Source organism: Mucilaginibacter lappiensis, from assembly GCF_900155965.1.
Lineage (GTDB): Bacteria > Bacteroidota > Bacteroidia > Sphingobacteriales > Sphingobacteriaceae > Mucilaginibacter > Mucilaginibacter lappiensis.
Map to the genome: position 1 here is coordinate 182,085 of NZ_FTMG01000003.1, position 25,484 is coordinate 207,568.

General features: G+C 40.9%; 23 protein-coding genes. 20 read left to right on the plus strand and 3 right to left on the minus strand.

The features are described from left to right. The first annotated feature begins 464 nt into the window (after positions 1 to 464). From BW976_RS08060 to BW976_RS08085, 6 genes are all read left to right on the plus strand, one after another. Positions 465 to 929 carry a terminase small subunit gene (locus BW976_RS08060; protein WP_076372251.1) on the plus strand — a complete coding sequence of 155 codons (465 nt, stop codon included), beginning with the start codon at positions 465 to 467 and terminating at the stop codon, positions 927 to 929. A 298-nt stretch (positions 930 to 1,227) separates the two neighbouring features. Continuing rightward, positions 1,228 to 2,484, plus strand: coding sequence for a PBSX family phage terminase large subunit (locus tag BW976_RS08065; RefSeq protein ID WP_175614071.1), 1,257 nt, complete (start codon positions 1,228 to 1,230; stop codon positions 2,482 to 2,484). A 277-nt stretch (positions 2,485 to 2,761) separates the two neighbouring features. Then, positions 2,762 to 3,502, plus strand: a complete 741-nt coding sequence (locus tag BW976_RS08070) for a hypothetical protein (protein ID WP_076372256.1) — start codon at positions 2,762 to 2,764, stop codon at positions 3,500 to 3,502. A 237-nt stretch (positions 3,503 to 3,739) separates the two neighbouring features. Next, complete coding sequence (locus BW976_RS08075) at positions 3,740 to 4,183, plus strand: hypothetical protein (protein ID WP_076372258.1); 444 nt, start codon at positions 3,740 to 3,742, stop codon at positions 4,181 to 4,183. 147 nt (positions 4,184 to 4,330) lie between these two features. Further along, positions 4,331 to 6,454 (plus strand): hypothetical protein, encoded by a 2,124-nt coding sequence (locus BW976_RS08080; protein ID WP_076372260.1) that lies wholly within the window; start codon positions 4,331 to 4,333, stop codon positions 6,452 to 6,454. 158 nt (positions 6,455 to 6,612) lie between these two features. Next, a complete protein-coding gene (locus BW976_RS08085; RefSeq protein ID WP_076372262.1) occupies positions 6,613 to 8,664 on the plus strand; it encodes a hypothetical protein in 2,052 nt (683 codons plus the stop codon). Here the strand turns inward: BW976_RS08085 and BW976_RS29295 are convergent. After that, positions 8,661 to 8,837 (minus strand): hypothetical protein, encoded by a 177-nt coding sequence (locus BW976_RS29295; RefSeq protein WP_175614072.1) that lies wholly within the window; start codon positions 8,835 to 8,837, stop codon positions 8,661 to 8,663. The genes BW976_RS08085 and BW976_RS29295 overlap by 4 nt on opposite strands. Before the next feature lie 191 nt (positions 8,838 to 9,028). Here BW976_RS29295 and BW976_RS08090 point away from each other — a divergent pair, with 191 nt between their 5' ends. Further along, a complete protein-coding gene (locus BW976_RS08090; protein ID WP_076372263.1) occupies positions 9,029 to 9,616 on the plus strand; it encodes a hypothetical protein in 588 nt (195 codons plus the stop codon). Between the two features lie 194 nt (positions 9,617 to 9,810). Here BW976_RS08090 and BW976_RS29300 read toward each other — a convergent pair whose 3' ends face one another. Beyond that, complete coding sequence (locus tag BW976_RS29300; RefSeq protein WP_175614073.1) at positions 9,811 to 9,966, minus strand: hypothetical protein; 156 nt, start codon at positions 9,964 to 9,966, stop codon at positions 9,811 to 9,813. Between the two features lie 45 nt (positions 9,967 to 10,011). Between BW976_RS29300 and BW976_RS29305 the strand changes: the two genes are divergently transcribed. Both BW976_RS29305 and BW976_RS08095 read left to right on the plus strand, forming a co-directional pair. Next, entirely contained in the window at positions 10,012 to 10,170 is a 159-nt protein-coding gene (locus tag BW976_RS29305) for a hypothetical protein (protein WP_175614074.1), read from the plus strand. A 116-nt stretch (positions 10,171 to 10,286) separates the two neighbouring features. Next, positions 10,287 to 10,793 (plus strand): hypothetical protein, encoded by a 507-nt coding sequence (locus BW976_RS08095; RefSeq protein ID WP_076372265.1) that lies wholly within the window; start codon positions 10,287 to 10,289, stop codon positions 10,791 to 10,793. Between the two features lie 365 nt (positions 10,794 to 11,158). Here the strand turns inward: BW976_RS08095 and BW976_RS08100 are convergent, their stop codons facing one another. After that, positions 11,159 to 11,770, minus strand: coding sequence for a tetratricopeptide repeat protein (locus BW976_RS08100; protein WP_076372266.1), 612 nt, complete (start codon positions 11,768 to 11,770; stop codon positions 11,159 to 11,161). 94 nt (positions 11,771 to 11,864) lie between these two features. Between BW976_RS08100 and BW976_RS08105 the strand changes: the two genes are divergently transcribed. From BW976_RS08105 to BW976_RS08155, 11 genes are all read left to right on the plus strand, one after another. Next, positions 11,865 to 14,282, plus strand: a complete 2,418-nt coding sequence (locus BW976_RS08105) for a cell envelope integrity TolA family protein (protein ID WP_076372268.1) — start codon at positions 11,865 to 11,867, stop codon at positions 14,280 to 14,282. A 206-nt stretch (positions 14,283 to 14,488) separates the two neighbouring features. Beyond that, on the plus strand, positions 14,489 to 14,719 hold the full coding sequence (locus tag BW976_RS08110; RefSeq protein WP_076372270.1) for a hypothetical protein: 231 nt from the start codon (positions 14,489 to 14,491) through the stop codon (positions 14,717 to 14,719). Between the two features lie 433 nt (positions 14,720 to 15,152). Further along, entirely contained in the window at positions 15,153 to 16,346 is a 1,194-nt protein-coding gene (locus BW976_RS08115; protein ID WP_076372272.1) for a head maturation protease, ClpP-related, read from the plus strand. 103 nt (positions 16,347 to 16,449) lie between these two features. Continuing rightward, positions 16,450 to 17,658: a hypothetical protein gene (locus BW976_RS08120; protein WP_076372274.1), complete on the plus strand. Its 1,209-nt coding sequence runs from the start codon at positions 16,450 to 16,452 to the stop codon at positions 17,656 to 17,658. Positions 17,659 to 17,830: 172 nt separating this feature from the next. Further along, positions 17,831 to 18,418, plus strand: a complete 588-nt coding sequence (locus tag BW976_RS08125) for a hypothetical protein (protein ID WP_076372276.1) — start codon at positions 17,831 to 17,833, stop codon at positions 18,416 to 18,418. A gap of 77 nt (positions 18,419 to 18,495) precedes the next feature. Then, positions 18,496 to 18,771, plus strand: a complete 276-nt coding sequence (locus tag BW976_RS08130; protein ID WP_076372278.1) for a hypothetical protein — start codon at positions 18,496 to 18,498, stop codon at positions 18,769 to 18,771. Then, positions 18,768 to 20,051 (plus strand): hypothetical protein, encoded by a 1,284-nt coding sequence (locus tag BW976_RS08135; RefSeq protein ID WP_076372280.1) that lies wholly within the window; start codon positions 18,768 to 18,770, stop codon positions 20,049 to 20,051. Before BW976_RS08130 ends, BW976_RS08135 begins: the two co-directional genes overlap by 4 nt. A 145-nt stretch (positions 20,052 to 20,196) precedes the next feature. Continuing rightward, complete coding sequence (locus tag BW976_RS08140; protein WP_076372282.1) at positions 20,197 to 20,820, plus strand: DUF6712 family protein; 624 nt, start codon at positions 20,197 to 20,199, stop codon at positions 20,818 to 20,820. Next, positions 20,820 to 23,561, plus strand: coding sequence for an SGNH/GDSL hydrolase family protein (locus BW976_RS08145; protein ID WP_076372284.1), 2,742 nt, complete (start codon positions 20,820 to 20,822; stop codon positions 23,559 to 23,561). Before BW976_RS08140 ends, BW976_RS08145 begins: the two co-directional genes overlap by 1 nt. Positions 23,562 to 23,563: 2 nt before the next feature. Beyond that, on the plus strand, positions 23,564 to 24,418 hold the full coding sequence (locus BW976_RS08150; RefSeq protein ID WP_076372286.1) for a hypothetical protein: 855 nt from the start codon (positions 23,564 to 23,566) through the stop codon (positions 24,416 to 24,418). Between the two features lie 16 nt (positions 24,419 to 24,434). Then, positions 24,435 to 25,388, plus strand: a complete 954-nt coding sequence (locus BW976_RS08155) for an acyltransferase family protein (protein WP_076372288.1) — start codon at positions 24,435 to 24,437, stop codon at positions 25,386 to 25,388. Positions 25,389 to 25,484: the final 96 nt, after the last annotated feature.

Genomic DNA, 25,484 nt, shown 5'->3' on the forward strand with positions numbered 1-25,484 from the left:
AGTACCGGGGTAGATAAATGATTATCAGGTGCAATAATAAAAATAATAAGCCAAATGGCTGTTTTAATAAACTAATTTGACAGCTATCAAACAAAGCATACAGCTAAATTTTCCATTATAAAACCATGTTTCCGAAATGTAAGACGCATAAGCGGGTATATAGTTACAAGAATTTTGTGCCCGCTTGATTATAGCGGGATAAATAATCTCTACATGTAAATTAATAATCTACTATCAGTTCCTTATTGCTAATTACCAAAAAAATTAGCATTTGATAAATTTATTTACGATATTTGTTTGTAATTATTCCAATCGTCATTTATATCATATTTTTTAGATCATAGATTTTGGGAACAAAGAGTAAGGACTAAATGCCGGAGGGTTTGCACGGTTCAGGAATCCTTTCTCTTTGTCCAAAAATCTTTACTCTAAAAATCCTTGTTCACCAATTCAAACATTAATTAATGAAAATTCATGCCTATCATTCAAAATCGGCGGCAGTATTAGCCAACCGTATTGAGCAGTATTTTAAACATATTGAGGGTACATCCCACCTAGAGCAAAAACCAGGCAACGGAAAAGATCCCACTTCAACAGCACAAAAAGTGTGGGATCGGGAACCAGAGTCTGCTACTATAGCAGGTATGGCCCTGTTCCTGGGCTTTAGCAGCAAACTGGAGTTTGAAGCTTATGAAGTTAGCGGTAAACATGCTTCCGTATTAAAACGTGGCCGCCTGCGACTAGAAGCCGCTTACGAATCACGCTTATATCAAACACCAACCGGGGTTATATTCGCTCTTAAAACCCTGGGCTGGAATGATAAACCGGAAGTACAGAAATCGAATACTAAAACCAACGATACGCTTAAAGTTGAAGTCGTAAACACAGGTCCCCTACCCGCCGGCAATGAAAAGGAAGTGGTTCTTTGATTTTGGATTTCGGATGTTCGATTTTTCGTAATTGTCTATTTTAAAGGCACTCAAGAGGCTTCGCTGTTTCGGGTCTTATCTGAACCATGATTTTCTTGGTAAAAGGATTAAAGAATATAAGACAGATTAGAATCTTATAATCCGTAAATCAAGATTTAGAAATCACAAAATAATTTTGATTTAACTAATTTTATTAGTAAATTTGAATTAGTTTATGCCAAATGGCATTTTTTACATAAAAACTCTTTGTCATCTCCGGCGGTGGGTTTCAACAAAAAGCTTCTTAATTCTATACATCATGATGAATGATATCAACGCACCTCCGGTTAGTGGCATTGGTGGCTCTGTCCTCTTCAGCCAAAACTTTTTTTCTACAGCTCAGGTAACTGTGAACCAGGGCGGCACCAGTTCGGGAAAGACTTACGCCATTGAACAGGTCTTATTCTGCCTGGCCTGTCAGACCTCTAAATTAGTGATCACCATAGTGGCACAGGATGTGCCTAATTTGAAAGTTGGCGCATTGCGCGACGCTTTAAACATCTACCAGGAATCCACCGCTTTACAAGGCATGGTGAAGGGCTTTAATAAAACCGACAGAGTATTTGAGTTTAATAATGGTTCCATTATCGAATTTAAAAGCTACGATAATGCCCAGGACGCCAAGTCGGGAAAGCGCGACTATCTGTTTGTTAACGAGGCTAATGGCATAACCTGGGATGTTTACCACGAACTGGCCCTTCGCACCAAGCGACGTATTTTTATTGATTACAATCCCAATACAGGCTTTTGGGTGCATGAAAAGTTGATAGGACAGCCCAATGTGCAGTTGATTATTTCTGATCACCGGCATAACCCTTATCTGGGTCAGGCTATAAGGGATAAGATCGAATCACTAAAGAACGATGATATGGAGCTTTGGAAAGTATATGCCCGTGGGCTTACCGGTAAAATTACCGGCCTAATATTTAACAACTGGTACCTATGTAACCAAATACCTGATGATGCCCGTTTGATAGCTGCAGGCCTTGATTTTGGTTTTACCAACGACCAAACCGGCTGTCTGCTGGTGTACCGGCAAAACGGAGAACTTTGGGTTAATGAACTGTTTTATGAAACCGGTTTAACCAATGCCGATATAGCCGACAGGCTTAAAGCCTGCGGCGTAAGCAAAGGAACAGAGATCATTGCCGATAGCGCCGAGCCGAAATCCATAGAAGACCTTAAACGTATGGGCTGGTACATTACCGGTGCTAAAAAAGGTGCGGATAGTATTAAAAACTCCATCGACATATTGAAGCGCTACAAAATAAATATAACCCGTAACAGCGTCAATTTACGCAATGAGCTTAACCGTTATAAATGGCGAATAGATCAATCGGGCAAAACCATTAACCAACCAGTTGATAAATGGAACCACCTGATAGATCCGCTGCGTTATGTAGCGCTAAACAAACTAAAGATCAACAATGAAGGGAAGCTGAAATCCCGCTTGCCTTTTGTACCCAGGTTTCAGTCAGCAACCGGAGTTTTTGAACAGATGATAAATGGTTCATAGTTAATAGATCATAGGTGTTTTGAAGAATCAAAATAAAGGCTAAGTACTGGGTTTGGCTAAAGCCCATAACTGTTTAATTGTAGTCCGTTGGTTAAAACCAACGGCAATGAACAATAAATCAATCATTTTTATTCATTGCCGTCCCATTTATGGGGCGGATTACAGATATACTTCCTGGCTTTAGCCAAAAACAATCTTCCGAATACCTCTAGACCATAGATCATCAACTTTAGAAAACCATGAACCATCAACTATGAACCATCAACCATAAAAAACTATGATCGAAAAAACACTCAAAACAACTACCGGTAAATTATCGGTAAAAATACCCACGGAGCTAAACGAGGTAACACTCGGGCAAATAATGGCCATGCAGCAAAAACCGGATCTTAACGATATAGAAGCTATCAGTATACTCTCGGGCATCATTACTGACGAATTATACAATGTAAAAAACATTGACGATTTCCAGGTATTTACAGATACCGTATTAGCCTTATCGCACCAGATAAAGCAACTGTACAACAGTGAAGTGATACCCAAAGAGGTTGTTTTTATTTTATATGACGCGCAGGACAGGCAGGTACAGAAAAATGTAAAAGTAAGCCATGATCTTTCGGTTGAACCGGCCGGGGCATTTATGGCAGCCCGGGATATTATAGCCGAGGAGATTAATAACCACATTAAACAACATGGCGACGAGGACTGGCAGGAGCGCTTTAATCCATCATTAAGCGCTTGTTGCCAGGTGCTGGCTCATTACTTTTTTTGCAGGGCCACCGGGCAAAAGTACAACGAATACGAGGCCGAGGAATTTTGTAACGAGATCAAAAAAATGCGGGTAACGGAGGCACTGCCCATTGCCCGGCATTTTTTTTCCTGTTATCCCAGCTTATCGAAACCGAAAACCAGCTGCTGGCATCGACTCCTACCGTGCTGGAAAAACGGGCGGGTATCCAGTCGTTCGAGAAATTTAAATATATCAACACAGTTAACTCACTGGCCGGCGGCGATGTAACCAAATGGGATATCATCATGAACATGCCCTACGAACGCGTGCTCACCAAACTCCTGCTCAACAAAACCGAAGCGGAATATCAACGGAAGTATAGTGAGGTGGTGAGTGGTTGAGTTTGATTTTTACCTGAACCAGGATTCATCTGATTAAAGGATTACTTTGATTTTTCGACAAACAGCCAAATAATTCCCTACCACTCACTAATTCAATAAATCACTAATTCAATAATTAAGCCCTATGCGCAATCAAATAGAAGCTATAGTACAAACCCTTACAGGCAACCCAACGTTTGCTTATGGTACGCAAACAGAACTCAACACCCTTGCCGATGATGTAACGGCCTTTCCGTGTGTGTTCATGTACCCTTTACAACCCATTGATGTATCGCCGCAGGTTAATGGCTCGGTCGACAATGTTTTTACCGCCTATATCGAATTTCTTTATCAAACTGAATTTGGACAGTACACAGCAGAAAACGAAACCTTTGTAAACCTGGCTTTACGCCTGGCTAATGAATTTATTGTGAAAGCCGCCAAACACCGCGACGGCGATGGCAGGTATTTCCGCATTAAGGCAGGCAGCAAAGCCAAGTGTCAACCGGTTTATAATAAGTTCGACGCTAATACTACCGGTATTGGTTTAACTATTTCTTTGTCGACCATGTACTTTGATACCTTTTAATTATTGTCTGAATCAGAATTTACAGAATTTTAAAATATCAAGAATGGAAAGGACTTGCATCCATTCCGTTAATTCCCAAATTCTGTAAATTCTTATTCAGACAACCACTCATCATCCACTAACTCAATAATTCACTAATTAACAAAGATGGGCATTTTAGCTAAAATAGAAGAAACTAACTGGGTAAGTACCTACCCCGATCAAAACGGGGGCGAGATTGACAGTGCCGACGTACTGATCTCCATCATTGATACCGATACCGGGCAATATACCAATGGCAATAACTGCGTGGTAACCTACCAGATCAACACAGATGGTTATTCCAGTACCGAAACCGTTACGGTACCTGGTCAGTCGGTAAAAATATATAGCGGGGTGTTGCGCGAAAGCCATTACAGTCCGCAGGGTGACCCGATATCCAGCACCTATACTACGTTTTCTATCCTTTCCTTACAACCGGCAGATGGTCCGCCACCCACTAATCCCGGCGTATGCGATCTGAAGATCAATTACGTTCATGTGGATAAACCGGAATCGGCAGTAGGGGCTTCCGATGCACAGATCACCATTAACGCCTCCTCAAGTTACGGTCCTATCCAGTATAGTAACAATTTTGGAGCCTCCTGGCAGCTATCACCCACCTTTACAGGCTTAAGCGGTGGACTGGATCAACCATCGGTTAAAGACAGTAATCCACTGGGCTGTTTGGCACAGGCTTTCATTACCATACCAACCACTTCGGGCTTATTGATCGATGACCCGTCGGTGAACCTGGGTGCAGGGAATATATCCCGTTGGAACGCGGCTTTTAACCCTATTGTATTCACTTATCAGCGTAAGGATTTCGGCATTATCAACATCACACAAGACAATGAAAAAGGGTACGCCAAGATAGCGGTAAATACCGCCCTGCTTGACTATCAAACGGGTAAATACAAAGTTAGCACTGGCGACAAGGTATATGTAAATGCGGGGCCATACCAGGGCGTATATATAATTGATAAGGTGGGTAATAATAACGAAATTACCATCACCACTCCTTATAATGGCAATGCAGCAGGGTATATCAATATTAACGGCATGCGGCCTTATTACAATGTTATTACCCGCATCACTTATCAGGATAAGCTTACCGGCCGGCAAAACACCATTACTTCTGTCAACAGACCGAACAATGAGGGCATTGTTAAAGCTGATCTGTCGAACTTTTTACAAAGTTTACTGCGCCCGGTTGATGCCAGCGATTTTACGCTGATCAATTTCAGGGACGACAACCTGAGTGCCAGCTACCAGATTGAATTCGCCGAGCATTATGATGACGGCACAACCGATGGTTTTACCTCAGTGTTTACGCCGCTACCCTACCCCTTTTATGTAACGTATGCCGCCAAGCAATTGGGTGAACGCTATGGTGGTAACCTCGCCGCTTATGTACCGTTTAAAACCATGAACAACCCGGCGCTGTTGGCGCGTTGGGTAACTGATTTTGCAGAGCCAGCCTATTCTATCGGTTATCCATTTGACATTGGATTTATCTACAGCGAGGATCTATTAGGCTTGCAGCTCTATTGCGAATTCATCTTATTGGATATTAACCGAAACCCACTTGCCGGCGGGCAGCAAACCAGCTATCTGCTTAATGAGGATGGCTCCTGGTTATTGAATGAGGATGGCAGTGCATTCGTCATTGCCCATCAAACCCAGGCAAACATGCCACTATCCGCCCAGCTGGGGCTAAACCGGTTACGTATTAACGGTAGCTTTCCCCGGGAAGCTTTTTATATGAACCTTACCCTCAAATACAACAACGATCAGAACGTTGCTCATACCATTGCACAAACTCAAACCATCAGGATAGATGATGCTGTTGACGATAATTCTGTTTATCTGCGCTGGATAGGTTTAAGCGGAAGCTGGGAATATTATCGTTTTGCTTTTAACCAGGAGCTAAGTCTGGATGTGCAGAACGCCGTGATCATCAAAAACTTTGTGAGTGACTGGGAAAACCAGGAAGGTATTGAACAGGTGATCAGCAAAACAGCCGGGCAAAAAATGAAGGTAATGGCCGAGGATCTGTCGGTTAACGACATCAAGGGTTTACAATCCATTAAATATTCGCCCAAAGTGCAGATGCTGGTGAATAAAAATCCGGTAAAGTGGCAAACCATTGTGATCAATACCGCAACCTACAGCGAATATGAAACCCGCAACGGCCAGGCGCCATTCAGTGTAACGTTCAACATGCCATCAATTAATATACAAACGCAGTAGGGATATTTGGGATTTCGGATGTTCGATTTCGGATTTTGAGGATTCACGATTTTTTGAATTTTGAGTAAATATTTAAATCCCAATTCCGAATTCCAAAACCAAAATAGATCCGAAATCGAACATCCGAATTCAGAAATCAAAATAAATCCCAAATCAACATGAACCAACTACAACTATACCTTAACAATCAACTGGTTGATCTAAGCGACGATAGCCCCATAGCGCTCACCTTACAGATCAATAACCTGGCCGAAGTGAAGAACCAGCAGGGCAATACCAGCAACCAGTTTAAGCTGCCGCTTACCCAGCGCAACCGGCAGATATTGGGCTTTCCGGATGATGTAGCCTTTACCACCAACCTGCCCTATGATAATTACGAAGCCAGGATCATACAGGATGGACTGGAGATTGTGCCATCAGCCATAGCCCAGCTTAACCTCATTGAGCAGGATACCGCCAGCGTTACGGTACTCAGCGGTAATGTGGATTTTTTCGACGCGCTGGATGTGAAGATCTACGACATGGGCGATAACACGACCGATATAGGCAAGCAGAATGCCTTTGGACCTTATCAGCATACCTGGGATCTGAATACGGTGGCTCATTCGCAAAACAACACCAGCGGCTTTATATGGCCTGTGATTGATTACGGCCGGATAGCTACCGACTTTTCAAATAACCCACAAATTGATGTACGTTATCAGCGACCAGGCTTTTTTCTGAAAACAGCTATTGAGCTATTTGCGCAAACGGCAGGTTATAAGATCGATCAAAGTTCGTTTCTGCTGAGGCAGCCCATGTACGATAAACTCATTGTACAGTTTGCCAATGATAACCTGGAGCATGGTACCGATTACCAAAACTCCACGGCCCTTGGTGTAAACGCGTCGTTAGGCAACGATTTGAATGAAGATCATCCCGATACACGGTACAATATCGGGACAATTATTTTTAATAACATCCTTAACAGCGACTCGAATTACCAGGCATCGGCCGGCACATATATTGCCAAAGCTGTTACGAAGGTTACCTTCACAGTAAAAATACCTTCCTTTTATTTCTACGGTAAGTTTGTCGGCGATTATGCTTCCAACCTGGATATCAACATTATTTACACCGATCCGGTAAATGGGGACACAACGTTAGCTACCCATAATTTTGATCTGAAAGACAATATCGTTATTGATAAACAGTCTGGGTTTTTTAATTTCTATGCTCATAAAAACACTACCGATCCGGTCACCCTTTCGGTCGATGCAGAGTTACCCATTGGCGGGCAATTGCATGTGGGTTATGAATTTAAGGGCTTTACCGGTTCGCGGTTTAGTATGCCCGGCACTACGGAGCTAACCATTAAGGCCGATAATCAAGATACCTTATTTGGACAGGACATCCAGTGCGAGCGCATTTTCCCGGATATTACCCAGAAGGATCTGCTGAAGGATACCCTGCAGCGTTTTGGCATTATTTGCCAAACCAATAATACCACGCGCATGGTTACCTTTTCATCCTTCCGCGATATTGTGAATAATATACCTGTGGCCACAAACTGGACAAGCAAATGTGTTGACCAGGGTAAAACCGTTGCCTTTCAGTTGGGTAATTATGCCCAGGTAAACACCATGACCTATAAGGAGGATGATGCTATTTTACCAAAAAACTTTGGCAACGCGCAGATCAATGTGGCCGATAAAACCCTGCCTTTAACCACCGCCCTGTTCGAGAGCCAGTTTGCCCCTACCCTTAACCGCCCTTACATTGGCGGCAACATGGCGCAGATATTGAAGATAGATACCTCGCAGGATGCCGATGCCGTTGATTTCAGCATCAGCACACAGCCCCGTTTACTGATAGATCAGAAGATCGACCTGCGCCAGCAAAACGGGGCGCCATCCGTTACCTTTACCGATGGCACCAACCGCATTACCGTGAATGATGTGATCTCGCTGCCCTATTTTTATAAACCTGGCGGCGAGCATAGTCTGCTCTGGGAAGATCTGCGCATAGCCTACTACCCCGAACTGGAGAAAATATTACAACAAACCAAAAAAGTGGTGCGCTACTTTCTGTTAACCCCGCGCGATATCCTGGAGCTTAACCTCCTTATCCCCGTTTACCTGGAGCAGGATGGGTGTTATTACTACATCAACAAAATTGACAGCTGGCGCAGCGGGCAGCCTACCAAGGTAGAATTGGTGAAACTGGGTTAAGAGAACAAGCCGTGTGTCATCTCCTCTACCGAGTCGTCTGCATAAAACAAAATGGTGAACGAGCCCGGGATCTGGGTAATAACCAATATATCCTCGCGTTTGATATGGTTTTCGTTAATAAAGCGGGTAAGGCGCTCATGCGTGCTAAAGTAATCGGATTTTAAAACGATCATACGGTTGATTTTTTCAATAGGATCATGAACCCGTTATTTTGTTACAGGCTTTGAACTGAGGCATTCGATCTTATCGTCGCATTATTCTCCACAACTTTAATTATTATTTGCAATTGAATATTCTATTGCTTATTTTTACTAAAATAATTAGCAATTATAACGAATTAATAAAACCTAAGCCGTTTTACTTTATGAAATTTCAGAACTTACTTTTTTTTTCAATCTTTTTAATGGGATGTAATACTACTCCACCGGTTAAAGTAATTGATCCCAGGCCAGCTACCGAATTAGCATTAATCAAAAAATTCCATGTCTCAGACTCACTCTTTACATCTGAATCAAATGAGATAAAGAAAAAAGAAGTTTATGATAAACAAAAAACTGAATTAGAAAAGTTTATCATCGATGCTTTACCTGCAGAAGTTAAGGAATGGCATGCAATTGTTTACAAAATTGAAGTTGATGACTATATTGAAGTTACATTATTAATTCCCGAAAGTGGGTCCTTGAATGAGAATGATAAATACCCACAATATGATAACATAGTGTTATTCTCTAACGAATCATTAAATGACTCTCCAGTTAAAACTTCACTAAAAGAATTATCAAAGGGTGACCAGGTTTTGGTGACAGGCTCTTTTGAAAAAGATGAAATTGGGAATCCTTATCTTGATAGTAATATGGATGACTTAGGTAATAGAAATGGGTTTATATTTTCTAATCCAAAAATTAATTTTAAGATTAAAAGTATAACTAAGCAAGAAGTCAGTAACAAATAAGGAGTCAAATTTTATTAGTTAACCTATACACCAAAGTCAATAATACAATTGACCAAATTAGCTATTACTATTTTTTACATATGCCAATTAGCATTCATTTCATTATATTCATAATAACGCAATGAACTGGTATTAATGATCCATCCGGGCGTCTTCAAGGGGAGAGCCCTTGAACCGATGAACACTAGTATAATCTATTCTGTTGTATAATAAAAGAGTAACAATCCCCCGTTTGCTGTATATATAATTTTCAGGACATCTTCTTTTAAAATATTGTTTTCATTAACAAACTCAACAAGTTTCTTACTAGCACCCCATACACCGAAAGCTTCGCATTTTAATTTTTTCATAATTATCCAAATCAAGTTATAACAATAATAATAAATTATAATACAATGGCAGATGATAACAAAATATCCATTGAAGTTACTGTAAGTGACGATGGACAAAAACAAATAGATAACTATGTCAAATCATTTGATAATCTGCGTAATTCTATTGGCAATTTGAGCAAACCTCTCAATGATATTCTATACCTCGATAGATACTCGTAATGTTCTTACTTCTAAATGTCCGATAATTATTAACACTATTTGATTTGTTCAAACTATTATTTATTTTTACCAATAAAATTAGCAAAAATTCAAATCACTACTTTACCTAACCTTCAATGTCAAACAAAAAGAAATATATCATACTTAGCATCGCAGGAGTTTTAATATTACTATCTGGTTTAGCGTCATTTAATCTTCAACTAATTAAAGCCTATTATTATAGGCAAAAACATGATCACTTTAGCAAAGGTGATAAGGTCTATGCTTACAAGTATTTTATAAATGATGTTTCTGTATCAAAATTAGAATTAATGAGATTAATAAAATCAGCAACTTCATCTGAATTTAGACTTATTTCTTCTGGAAAGACAATTGTAGATGATAGTCTTGAAAAATATAAATCTTCCTATATCGGTACATATATAGATTATAAGTTTTTGCCTTATATCTATAAAAACAAGAAAGCTATACAATGTATTTATTCCATAGAACCCAACTGGAAGGTTGTAAATAAAAATGATACAATTCCTGACAAATTGCCTAAAAACTTTGAATTTGCAGATAGTAGCTTTTATTTAAGTTGGGCAACTACGGCGGATAAAGATTTAAATGCATTTAAGTAATTAAAATCAGAGCAATTATAAAATTAGAAAAAAATCTTCTTTAATTATGCCAATTGGCATTTAAAACATTACATTTATTATGTCCAACCAACACAACAATACCGGTATTACCGATGATGACATTGCCAGAGCGAATAAATATAAAGATGCTTTAGACGCACTAAAAAATTCTATAAATGGAGTAAACAGTAAACTACCCGAATTTGCTGATGGCTTACAGGCTGGACTAAAGGCTATTGGCGAAAAACTACCTGAAGTAGTTGACCCCTCTGCTTGCGCACGCGTGTCGCGTGTGTCTATAATGAAGTTTGATTGCCAGAAATTGTTGAGATTATGGTTAAAGGCTGTACAGAATAGACACCTTATCAATTACAAATGCCATACATCCAACCCTCAGCGGATTTATCCCCAAGCTGGCGCGCTTTTTTTAAATCTATGCAGGCATTGTTTTTATCTTTCATGTCATTTTTCAATAACCCTCTGGATAAGTAGTAATAACCATAATTGGGGCTTAAATTTATAGCTTCATTGTAATCATTTAAAGCACCTTGTAAATCGTTCATTGCTATCTTTGTCAAAGCTCTTTCCGCGTAATTTCCTGCATTTTTAGGTTCTATGCTTATAGCCTTTCCGAAAAGCTGGAGTGCACCGGGATAATCCTTAAGGCTATGCTTATCACAAGCCATCCCAGAATAAGCATTCTTTTTAAGGTTAGGATCAAGTGATAGCGCTTTTTCATAATCACTTAAAGAACTTGAGTAATTATGCAAAGCTAGTCGAGTCATCCCACGGCCCGCATAGGCAAAAGCATAATCAGGTTTTAATTCAATTGCCTTAGTACAAAGATGCTCAGCTATTCTAAAGTTGCCTGCATGTATACTGTCAGCGGCTTCCTTATAATATGACTCGGCTGACCGTTTGCAAGAAAATATGGATAATAACAAAACAGAGAGTAGTAATAATTTTAGATTTTTCATATACAGTGACCAGGTTGTTTGCTAACAAATATAGCAATTTCAAAAAAACTGCAAAATCAAATTCTATAAAACAATTAATTAAATCCTTTAATATATGTCTGATCAAAAGAATGATTTTGAACTGAATACAAATGATGTTCAAAAAGTAACCGATTACGCCAAAGCATTTGACAGCTTGCGTACTTCAATCAATGGGATCTCCAATCCATTGAATAAACTTTCAAACAATATAAACTCACTGGACAGAGATTTGTCAAAGTTTACTGATTCTATAAATAAATTAAATAGCCAGAACCAGTCGCTTGCCGACTCAAGTAATAAAATTCAAACAGAAATATCAGACCTATCATCATCCTTTTCCTCATGGAAGGGCATATTAACCACTTTAAATACGGCGTTAAAAGGATCGGGTGAAACTCTTGGTGGTTGGGGTGTTGCATTATCCGCAGTATTAGCTGTGTTATCTGTTCACAGTGACGGAATAATAAAATGGGTAAAAGAATTAATAAATGGTACTACTACTTTATCCGCACTTAACAAGGTAATAAAAGATAATAAGATTGTATTGGATGCACTAAACCAGTCAAAAGCCGAAGGTGACAGGAACGCCCAACAAGAGTTGGTACATCTTAAATTACTTTATAACGCCACGCAAGATCATAACCTTGCTTTAAAGGAACGCAAAAAAGCCATAAACGAGATACGTGACCAATATCCTAACAACTTCAAAAACATATCTGATGAAACCATATTAACCGGGAAGGCTACCAAACAATATAATGATTTGGCAGCAGCTATTATTGCATCGGCAAGAGCACGGGCAGCTGAGGATATTATGGTAAAAAATCAAATAAGACAATTAGGTAACGATGATATTATTAAAAAACTAACGCCTCAACTTGAAAAGGTAAAAAAAGAGCTAAAAGCAGCCACCGACGAAAATGATAGCATCAAAAAGAAATCAGCCCAAATTCCTGGTTACAATGGTGCGTATGGCGGGGGATTGGATTCAAGAGACCCTGCGGGTGATATAATTGTATCAAGGCTCACTAAGCGGCGCAACGCCATACAAAAACTACTTAGCGATCATATTACCGACTCAAACCTTTTAGACAGACAAAACCAGCTATTAGCTAAATCAGTAGCTGAAAACACTGAAAAATATGGCACACAGATCATCACAGGACTTCATCGAATCTCTGAGGCTACAAACAATTTCAGAGCAAATAAAAAAGCAAAACAAGATCAAACCCGCGGCGCTGATTTACTCGAAGCCCAATCCATCACTTTTGCCAAACAAATTGAACTGGATAAGCAGCATTACGATACCGAGCTGGTTTTACTAAATGATCAGTTGGGTAAAAAATTGATCAGCCAGGACGATTATAATAAACAGGCTGAGCAACTGCAGGAAAAATTCCACCTGGCCATTGGCGATAAGGTACAATTTTTTACTAAAAATGATTTTGACGAAGCCAAAAAGAACATGCAAGACATGTTTACTGCGGCCGAGCAACAAAGATTGACTATAGATAACGACCAGAAGAACGTTGATAAAGCCATCCTCCCCGGCCAAAAACTGGATGCCGAAAAACAGCTGATCACCGATAAGTACAACTATGAAATAAGCCAGGCTGCCGGCAATGCCAATAAGATCAAGGAGCTGGAAACAAAAAAACAGCAGGAAATTACCCAGCTTACCCAGCAGTACGAGCAGCAGCGCCAGGATTTTGCCATGCAAAGCGCTCAACAGGTAGCCAACGCGGCGTTTTCTATCCTTCAAAACAATATCAAAAACCAAAGTGATGCCAAAATAAAAGGCCTTGAAAAAGACAAAGCCGCCGAGCTAAGCAATAAAAGCCTCACCGGCACCCAGCGCCAGGCCATCGAAGCCAAATACCAAAAGCAGGAAGCCGCCGAAAAGGTAAAAGCCTTTAAATCGGAGCAAAAGGCATCCATACTGCAGGCCGTTATCAACGGTGCATTGGCGGTTACCAAAGCTACATCGCAAGCGGGTATGCTGGCTGCATTTGTTATTCCAGGTATTATTGCTTCAACAGCTATACAGGTAGCCACCATTGCGGCCCAAAAACCACCGCAATATGCCCAGGGCGGTCTGCATTACCAGTCGGACGGACGAGGTGCCCTGCTGCCCGGTTATAGTCGTACCGATAATACCAACGCCTACCTGCGTTCGGGCGAAGCGATTGTAGTATCCGAAGCCATGCGCAATCCCTGGGCACGCAACCTGGTAAGCGCCATCAACGTAGCTCATGGTGGCAGGGATTTTTCGATACCCAACCCAAGCCGGGGTTATGCCATAGGCGGCATATTTACCGATGGCGGCAATGCCAACCGCTATTACAACCAGCCGGTTAATGATGTAAAAGAACTGGCCAACACCCTGGCCTACCAGATGATCAACAACTTCCCCCCTGTTTATGTAGATGTTAAAGACATCAACAACCAGCAAAACATCCTGGCCCAAACGGTGAATAGGGTAAATCTGTAGCCTTCGGCTTTAAGTCAAAAGTTAAAATTCAAAAGTCAAAACCTTCTGCTGCTGAAAGCATAATTATGCCAAATATCATACCAATCATTGCCTTTTGCCTTTTGCCTTTTGCCTTTTGCCTTTTGCCTTTTGCCTTTTGCCTTTTGCCTTTTGGCTTTTGACTTTTGACTTTTGCCTTTTGACTTTTGACTTTTGACTTCCCTCCTATGAACATTCAACTTGCCAACACGCTGTTTGATGAAGGCGTATTTACGGCCATGTATAAGGCCGGTTTCATCACTACCAAAATATTTACCTATCGCGAAATTTATCTGTGGGTAGACGCTCAGATGCAAACACGCGGCATCAGTAAAAACCAGGCGGTACTGGAGGCTGAGGTCAAATTCAGCAAAGATGAACGCACCATCTGGCGGGCGTTGAATTGCTTTGCGGAGTAATCCGGGTGCGTGTTTCGGGGAGCGAGGTGCGAGTAAGCTCAAGTTACTGACAACACGATCCTCGAACCCCTATCCAAAATCACCCACTGACAAACTATTGTCACCATGCTAATAAATAATTGTCCCGATATTTGAATATCAATTCGTCTGAATCAGAATTTACAGGATTTTAGAATGGACAGAATGATTTTGAAAATTCTTTAATTCTGTAAATTCTGATTCAGACAATCACCTACTGACAAAACACCGTCACCACCAAACTAAAAACAAATCACGATCTTTGAATTATGCCAATTGACATATTAAACACATGAGTCAATCTACTCAACTTTAATAACAGGCACAATCATCAAAAGCGCTTTCGGACTTATAGACTTGTTGGACTTCCGGACAAAATCTCCATACTCAAATCTCACATCTAATATCTCAACAAATGAGCTACAAAATTTATTTACACGATACCGAAACCGACTGCATTGGTTCGGGCACCTTATCATCAGCCTACATCAAACAACAATTGGAGGCAGCAGCCGGTGCCGATGTAGAAGTACACATCAGTTCGGTAGGCGGTAGCGCCTTTGACGCCATCGCTATTTATGATCTGCTTAAAAAATATCCCGGCAGGGTAACTACTTATATAGATGCGCTGGCCGCCTCGGCAGCTTCGGTTGTGGCAATGGGCGGCCAGCAGGTGGTGATGAGCAAATATGCCCTGCTCATGATCCACAAGCCCATGGTAGGCTCGGGCGGTAATGCCGATGAGCTTTTAAAAGATGTACAGATGCTGAACGTGGTACAATCGCGCCTGGCACAAATCTACATGGATAAATCGGGTCTGGACGGGCTTACCATCAACAGCCTCATCAATTCCGTAACCTGGATGACTGCCGACCAGGCCCTTGACCTGGGTTTTATTGACCGCATTGATGATTACAATTCGCCCATTACCAATAGCGCCCTCATCCAAAAATACACCGATACCGCCCCTGCGGTTTACCAGCGATGCATTAACAAAATCTTAAACAATAAAAACAACATGAACATCGAAAACAGAGAACTTATCGAGAAAACCACGTCGGTTTTGGATAAGATTATGAACTTCTTCAAAAAAGTGGTGAACAAGCAAACCGTTACGGACAAGGGCACACTGCATCATGCCGAAGACATTGACGAGGGTACCGAAGTGTACCAGGACGAAGACATGACCACCCCTGCCCCTGCCGACACCTATACCACTGCCGATGGCAAGAAGATAGCCGTGCAAAAAGGCCAGGTACAAAAGGTAAGTCCATGCGAAACCGATGCCAGCGACGAAGACGATGATGATGACCTGCCCGACGATAAATTTAAATCGTCAAAAAAAACTGTCGATGTGGAAAACCGCGTGCAGCAATTAAAAGCGAGGTTACATGCCCAAAACGCATTGCTCAGCGAAGCTAAAGCAGCCCTGGAAACAGCCAACAACAGCCTGCAAAAAACACGCATAGAGGTTAAAAACGAGATCAAATCAACCTTTACCCCCGAAGGCTCCAAACGCAGCAACAAAGCCAAAGCAGAAGCAACCCCATTCTTCGCCCCGCAAAGCGAAATAGCCAAGAACGCGGTTAAAAAAGCAATTTCAAAATAGTTGATTAAGTGAGTGGTTGATTAGGTGAGTAGTTTTCATTCGCCTGCCAGCACAACTCAATCAACATAATCTAACTCAATAAACCATTCACCAAAATTTAAAAATGGCTCAATTTACATTCACTAACAACACCTATGCCGGCGAAGCGCTGGCCGGGTTCATGGCAAGCACGCTGCTGGAAGCCGATTCCGTAAAGCGTGGCCTGCTCACCGTAATTAACGACGTAAAATCGCGCAAGATTATCCTTGATGTTGATGACGACGTTGTACTGCAAAACCCATCCGGCCTGTTTACCGATCAGGGTACTACGGCCCAGCAAATCGAAAGTTACCTTGACCCTGTAGTGTACGAATTCATGAAACAGGAACAATGGGACAAACTGGCCCAATCATGGGAAGCCCAAGCCCTGAAACCAGGTGCATTTATGGACTACGAAGGTATAGTCGATCTATCCGACTTTATGGTACAGCGCTATTTAACTAAAATACAGATAGCCAACGAACGCCTGTATTGGTTAGGCAAAAGCGCCACCAAAGAAGCCGCGTTCACCGCCGATTTCGCGGGCCTATTGCCAACTATAGCAGCCTCATCTGGAGTTTATAAAGTTGACCTAGGCAAATCAGCCACATCCATGGCGGCAACCGCAATTGACACATCGGGTATAGTAACCGTAGCAGATACAGCTTCTTTGCGTGATGGCGACGTGGTAACCATAACCGGCGTAACCGGCAGCAGCAAAGATAGTACTAATGGAGTGCCGGGAATCAATGTTCAAGGACAGTCGTATTTCATTAAAGTGGCCAGCGCTACAAGCTTTAAACTGGTACGTAATTTTAACGAGGTAAACAGCCGCAAACCGGCAACATTTACCGGCACATCAACAGCAGCTACCGTTAGCTACATCAATGCCAGTAACGTATTAGGCGTATTAGCAGGCATCTATGCGCAGCTTGACCCAGCCGACCGCAGTCAATCCGATTTTAACCTGCAGATCCCATTACACGTAGGCTACGCTTACGCCCAGGCACAAGCCGATAGAGCGGTTAATGTACTTAACGCTTTCGCCGATCCTAAAAAGATGGACTACCTGGGTTTACCATTACAACTCATGAACCACTGGCAGGCTAATACCATCCTGGGTGCACGTTCGTCAAATCTGTTCTTAGGAGTCGATCTATTGGGCGATGCTTCCGAGCTATCAACCGTTTACATGAAGCCCTACACTAATGATAACGTAGTGCGCATGAAGGCCCGCATGAAAGCCGCCGTAAACTACAAATTCGCTAACGAACTGTTTTACCTAAGCGCGTGAGATTAATTATTGATTTAGTGAATTAGTGATTTATTGAATTAAAACCAATCTGTATATCAATTCAATAATTAAAAACCTAAACCCAATCACTAATTCACTAAATCAATAATTAAAAACCTAACCCAATCACTAATTCACTAAATCAATAATTCAATAATTCAATAATTAAAATATGTCAATTTATAATAAAATAAATGCAGGGTTTAAGCTGGGTACAGCCGACCCGATCACCGCGGGTATCGAGGATGTGGTTTACATCTTCAATCAGAATGATGTTACCCTAACTTATGATATCACCAATCCACTCATCGTAACCGGTTTAACAGCGGTTAGCGCGGCCAAAGTTTACAAATTTGAAGGTACTAACAACAGTTTTGGAACTACCTCAAAACTGGCCAAAACCCAGGTTGGTCCACGCTATACTGAAGAAATAGATTTTAACATCGCGGGGCTCTCAGTTGATATCAAAACACAGTTAACTGCCATGGGTTATGGCAGGGTTTGCGCCATTACGGTTAATAACTACAAATCGAGCGATTCAGCTATTGAGCTTTTCGGAGCTGTGAATGGTTTGATCCTGACCGATGCGGAACGCAATGCGGCAGATGAAACGCTTGATGGTGGTTACAAATTAAAGCTTACCAATCCCGATAAGCTAAAAGAGCCCTACCCCCCACGCGCGGTATCAATTGCGCCCCAATCTGGCACAGCAACTTATGCCAGTACTATCGCAGCATTGGAGGCTTTGGTAGCCGCATAATCATCGCGTCATTCGGTCATTAGTCATTATAAAATGGCTAATGACCATCAAACTCATCAACATCAACTAATGACCTAATGACTAATGATCTTATGACAAAAAAATATATCCTAAAGCCCGGCAAGCACCAATTCGCCCCGGGCTCGGCGGCAGTACACAGCAATCATAATACTAGTGACGCAGAAGCAGAATGGTATTTAGAGAAATATCCGCACATAGTAAGCTTGTTTGCCTTTCCTGCCTCCAAAGTGGAAACTTCTGAAAAGGAAGATGAAGTAGAAGTTAAAAAAGCAAAGAAAACAAAAGGAGTGATTTCACTAACTTCGTCTTCTGGAGGTGAGGGAAGTTTATGAAAACCTATCTCCCGCAAATTGAGCGAAGAATATTGGTAAGGCCAAACCAAACCTATGGCATCCTGAATTATGATTTGGATAACGCCTATCCGCAGCGTATGCTGGAGCTGGTTGCCGCTTCGCCAACAGCAAAAGACTGCTGGAACAAAAGAGCAAAGTTCATAACTGGTAATGGTTTTGAAGTAAAAGCCCTGAGTAAACAAATTGTGAACGAAAAAGGGCTGACCCTAGCCAAACTATTAAAAGCCTTAGCCGCAGATAAAGCCCTGTTCACTGGTTTCGGTATTCATGCAAACTACAATGCTAATTTTAAAATATCGTCGGTAAATTATGTAAAGTTTGAAGATATACGCCTGGGCGATACCGATAATGAGGATACCGCTGATAAATACGCACTGTATTCGGATTGGGGGCGCAAAACCTGGAAAAACATCATGCGCAGCAAGATCACTTTTCTGGATAAATACAATCCCGATCCAACAATAATTCAACAGCAAGTTGCTGATGCAGGTGGTTGGGAGCATTATAAAGGTCAGCTTTTATACTTTAACCCTGAGGTAGATGATTATCCTTTGATTGAAGCCGACTCTGTTTGGGAAGATTTTGAGACTGAAGCCGGCATCAAGATTTTTAATAACCGTGAGGTTACCACAGGCTTTTTACCATCAACCATGCTATTTATGCAGGCCCGACGGGAAGAAGCAGATAATAGCCGGCCGGATACTGACGAATATGGAGGGATAAACACACCATCGCAACTGGAAAAAGATCTTGGCGCCTTTCAGGGGACAAAAAGTGCTCAAAAAATAATTGTTATAGAGTACGAGGATGAAAGCACTAAACCAGAGTTTAAAGCCTACCCCATTCAAAATAATGATAAGCTATTTGAAACAACAGAAAGATCGGTTGAAGCACGTATCATCAAAGGCTTTTCGGTACCCAAAGAGCTCATCAACTCAGAGAAATCATCTGGCCTGAGTAATGGCAGCGAGAAAAAAGAAGCCATTATTGAATTTAATGATAATACCACGCCCGACAGGTTGGAGCTTTCTGAAACATTTTCCGAGCTATTCAGTCATTTTCATATCAACATTAACCCGACTGATAACTGGAATATTATCCCTGTGCCATCCCTAATTGCTGATGATAATATAGGTGTTAAAGCAGGTAGCAGTATCAATGATCTGTTGCTATCAAATATTCCATCCAAAAACAAAATAGCTACCCTGGTGCACGCCTTTGGTTTTAAACAGGCAGAAGCCGAAGCTATGTGTCCCTGATCTTAAACGTTCATTGGTTCATTTTCATTAGGTCATTAATACCATTAAGTCATTGTTTCATCGATTATGAACAAATACTACAATGGACTAATAAACTGGCTCCAATGACCGAATGACACCAATGACTTAATGAACCAATAAACTAATGAACCCTATGATCTATCTTATCAATAAAACCACTTTTCAGCAATACGAGGATATTACTGTAAACATAAAGCCCGAACGCCTCAATGTGTTTATCAAAAAGGCCCAAGACCTGGATCTAAAGCCATTTTTAGGTCACGCGTTCTACTATGATTTCCTTACTTATTTTAACGAGGATGGCAGTCTGAAAGATGAAACCCCACAGCATTACAAAAACCTGCTCAACGGCGCCAAATACCTGGATCAATACGGACATATCATATTGTACGAAGGGCTGACCCCAACACTCGTTTATTTCACCTTTGCGCGTTTCATTGAAAACGACGCTATACACTATACCCCTACAGGTCCGGTAATTAAGCATCATGAAAACGGTGATCCATTGTCGGCCTCAGCCATTGTAAAACTGGTACAACAGCAACGCAGCACGGCAAATGCCCATGCTAATGAGGTAGAGAAATTCCTGTGGGAAAACAAAGAGAATTTTCCGCTTTGGCGATATAACCAAAAGAACAACAGCGCCCGACAAGCCGGGCCCCGCATCAGAGGTATCGACAAAACAGATTTCAACTATCCCGGCACTTATAACAACTATAATTTATCAATAACCGAATTTTTAAACTGATGGCAAACGATAAAAAAATAAGCGATTTACCCGTAGCGTCGACCATTAACGCAAACGACAATTCCGTTCTAATAAAAAATGGTACTGATTATCAATTTGCTTTTGATACGCTGCTCCAATTTATCGGTTCGGAGTTAAGCGTTGGCGCCAATATTACTTTTGGAAGTGCATTACCTCCTAATAATACAGGTAAAAACGGCGATATGTTTATAAATACAAGCACTGCCTCCTTTGCTCAAAAACTCATCAACACATGGAGCGTTGTTTACACCCTGCCCCAAGGGAATAATATCATGGATGGCACCGTTCTATACGGCAATAATAACCCGGGAGCATCTGTAGGCAACAATAACGATACGTTTATCAATACGGCAAGCGGCATTTTCTTCAAGAAATCGGCAGGGGTCTGGAACCAGGTGTTTTCCATGCAAACCGGTCCTGCTGGTCCGCGGGGTAATAGTGTACTTAACGGATCAATAGACCCCACAGTAGCTATTGGCCAAAACGGCGACTTTTACTACAACACAAGCACTCAGTATATATTTGGTCCAAAATCAGCCGGCGCGTGGCCAGCTGGCATTCGCTTAAAAGGAGCAAATGGCAATACCATATTACATGGCACCACCGCACCATCAAACCTTAGCGATGGAGTTGATGGCGATTTCTACATCAATGTTAGTACTTATAATATGTTCGGGCCCAAAACCGGGGGTATATGGCCAGCACCGTTTTCTTTGATATATGAGCTGGGATACACGCCGGAAAACTCCGCAAACAAGAATCAGCCCAATGGTTATGCAGGATTAGATGGTACAGGAAAAGTTGCCGCATCTCAGTTACCAAGTTATGTAGATGATGTACTGGAATTTGCCAGCTTCACTACTTTACCGACAATGGGAGAAACCGGCAAAATTTATGTCACACTTGATACCAATTTGGAGTACCGTTGGAGCGGATCTGCCTATATCCAACTTGTTGCCTCACCAGGCACCACGGATAATGTACCCGAAGGCATTACAAATAAGTATTTTACCGCTGCCAGAGTATTAAATACGCTTTTAACAGGCATTAGCTTTTTAACTAATACCGCTGTTTTGGCTACCGATAACATATTGCAGGCCATAGGCAAACTACAAGCGCAGTTTAGTGCACTGCTTAAAATACCGACAGGAGGAACAGCAGGTCAGGTTTTAGCAAAAACAAGCAATACCGATGGTGATACACATTGGATTGACATGTCTGATAGTGGTGGTGGTATAATTGACCCTTACCCAACTTTGCCAACAAATGCAGGTAAGGATGTAGAAGTATTTGGCACAAGTATTTCGGCTGGATATGCCATTAACCTGCCGGATTTCCCATTTGGAGCGCTGTTTGGTCAAATGACAGGCATGCAAACCTATAATAACCGGGCTCAATCTGCAACTAACAGCTTTTCTGCTTTAAGACAATATTATGCCAATATGCCTGTATTAGCCAATAGGAATGTTATCAGCCTAATTGAAATGGGATTTAATGATTTTCAAAATGCTGATAACGTTAAAAATTGCTCAAAGATATTTGGCTGTTTAAGCTCTGCTTTGGTGAGTAATTTTACAGAGGTAATAATTGCAGGTAATTACCCCTTCATACAGAAAACAGGAGCATGGACAGATTATGATACCAGCGTACACGGAGGAAAAGCTGCTTATATTCCTAATCAAGGCTCAACTTCAAAAGGTATTTCTTCCAACGTCGCAGGCTCTACCTATACAATTGGCAGCACAGGAGCACCTTTAGTTATCGGCACTTATGCAGATGATGGATCGGGAACTAATCCATTGGGTGGCTTTACAGTTTCCATAGGCGGTAGTGTTGTATGTACCTATTCACCAACGGGCAAAACAAACGGGATTACCGATGTACTTAATTATGATAACAGTATAACACCATACCCGGTATTAATTAAGAGCCAATACGTAGGTACTGAAATTAAAATCACCACAACTGACAACCTACCAACCATCATTGATTACATAGCCTTTTTAGGTGACTGTAATATATACCCACCTGCTTTTGTAGCCTTGGTGCCGGAAAGATCTGATGCGAACTATACCGCTTCAGCCGGACTTGCCAGTAAAACAAAAACAGCTGAAGTAAATACAGCTATAAAAAATGCCGTCGCTCAATTCGCCGGTTATCCGGTAACTATATATGATCCTAATAATAATGGATACGATCCAAATAGTACCAGTCATAGTGCAGACGGGATACACCCTACAGCCTTCGGTCATCAATTATTTTTAAAAAGTCTGTTAAATAAAACATTGCCGAGTGTAGGTTATCCTTTGCCCAGTTTACCTGGTGGCTCTACCGAAAAAGTAGTAAGTGTAGTGTCAACGGGCCCAGTGTTAAACTATGATGTAGTAAACATTTTTGTTGCACCTACTAATTTAACTGGAGCAGATTGGTCAACCGGCGTGGCAACAGTCCCCGGAGTTATAGGCCAGGAAAGCGCGGATAGCAATTATCGATATAAATGCATAGGGCTTAATCAATGGGTACGGTCATTAAATCTCCCCCCTTCTATTTTGGATTATTATATAGGGACTATAGATGACACCGGTGGCGATAAAACAAGCGCAGCCCTTCAAACAGCCTTCCCTTCGGCAGTAATCGGGCAGCATGTTCGGGGAGTAAACAAAATGTATGAAAAAATTAACAGTACAGACTGGATTAAAACCGCAATAGCAGTAGCATAATTATGGGAACAATGTATAAAACAGGAGGCCAATTATTAGGTATAAATGGCTCCATATTTAAATTCAACACGTCAAATGCAAGTATTGTTAAACCACTTAATCCACAACCAATATCCGGCTCTAGAGATATGTGTATTGATGCGCTTAATAATAGGCTGTTTGTGTGCGTTGGCGCAGAGGTGTGGGTATATGATATTACTACCTTAACTAGAACAAACGTTATAGACGGTTTTCAATCGGCTTACTTTATAAAAGTCGACCCAAATCCGGTTAATAACCGAATAGTGGTGTACAATTTTGGTGATGATTCTGTATTTAAATTTATTGACAGAACAACGTTAACTTTAAATAATAATGATAGCGTATTTATATCAGGTTATTTGGGTGGTGGATTTGAATTCGATCAAGCTCTAGAACGAAATCAAGTATTAGCAACGACGAATCAAAACACTATAGCAATTTTTGATGCTACTAATTTCTCCCTTAAGCAGCAAATAATTGATCCACTGTTTACGACTTTAGGAAAGGTCAGGCGTAACGCAAATAGACCTGACGAGATATTTATATTCACTAATGGATATCCTGACGTTATAGTAGTAGATATGGCAACTTTAACTTATTCTTTTAAAACAATTTCAGCAGGTGCCTTTGATGCTACTGCCGACCCTAACTTGCCTAACAATAGAATTTATACAGCAAATTTCGGAGCATCTTCAATTTATACGGCAACAGATTTTGGATATATACAAAACTTAAACCTTCCACCTGCGACCTTAGTAGTTGCTGACCCTGTTATATCTAATCATAGATTGTTTTTTGGTGGAGTTAGCCTTTTATACGCTGTTACATTGGGTTAAATACATATATTCGTGAATGCCTAAAGTTTTTAGTAACCCCAAACAGCATATACCTCAGGTAGATTATATTAGAGCTATAGCATCTTTGATGGTCGCAACTTTTCACTTAGGAGGTAAATCAGTTCCTGTACTAAAATATGGCTGGCTAGGAGTTCAGATGTTCTTTGTTTTATCAGGCTTTATCATATGTTGGGCAATGCCAGAAGGATATAATTTATCAATGGTTGGTAAATTTATTTATAAGAGGGTGATAAGAATTGAACCTCCCTACATTGTTTCTATAGGCTTGGTTTTGGTAGTTAACTCATTTTGGGTTTCTCAATATAAAATAGACTGGATTAATGTATTGTTTCATTTAGGATATTTAAATAGTTTCTTAGGCCGTCCGGGACTTAACCCTATTTACTGGACATTGGGTGTTGAATTTCAATATTATTTATTCATAGCTCTTTTCTTTCCATTGTTAGTAAAAAAATGGGGAGTATGGGTATTGCCCATATTATGTTTAATACCATTACTTGCTCCAATTCCAGGTACATTATTGTTTAATCTTCTCTCCTTTTTCGCCTTAGGTATACTCTATTTCTTATATATAAGGGGCATAAAAAGTTTACTAGAAGTAACTTTGTTAGCTTTGTTTGTTGCCACGATAGGAGCATTTAAAAACGGATTACTGGAAATAACGGTTGGTGTAATTGCAGTGGTACTGCTGGCATTACCTTTAAAGAATAATTCTATAGTCAGTTTTTTTTCAAAAATATCTTTTTCCCTATATCTCACTCATGATATTGTTGGTAGTAGAATGGTAATATATTTAGGAGGGTTATTACCCCATGGTTTAACTTCAAAAGCACTCGCATTTGTATGTGGAATGCTGGTAAGTATCGCAGTTGCCTACGCATTCTATAAATTAATTGAAGAGCCTTGTTTTAAGTTTTCAAAAAAAATAAAATACCCGTTACAAGCATAAAAAAAGTCACAAATAGTCTTATTTCCGGTTACATATAGCTTTTGCAACTTTACTTCTCAACCTTTTAATCAAGTTCAATTACTGGATTAAACATCT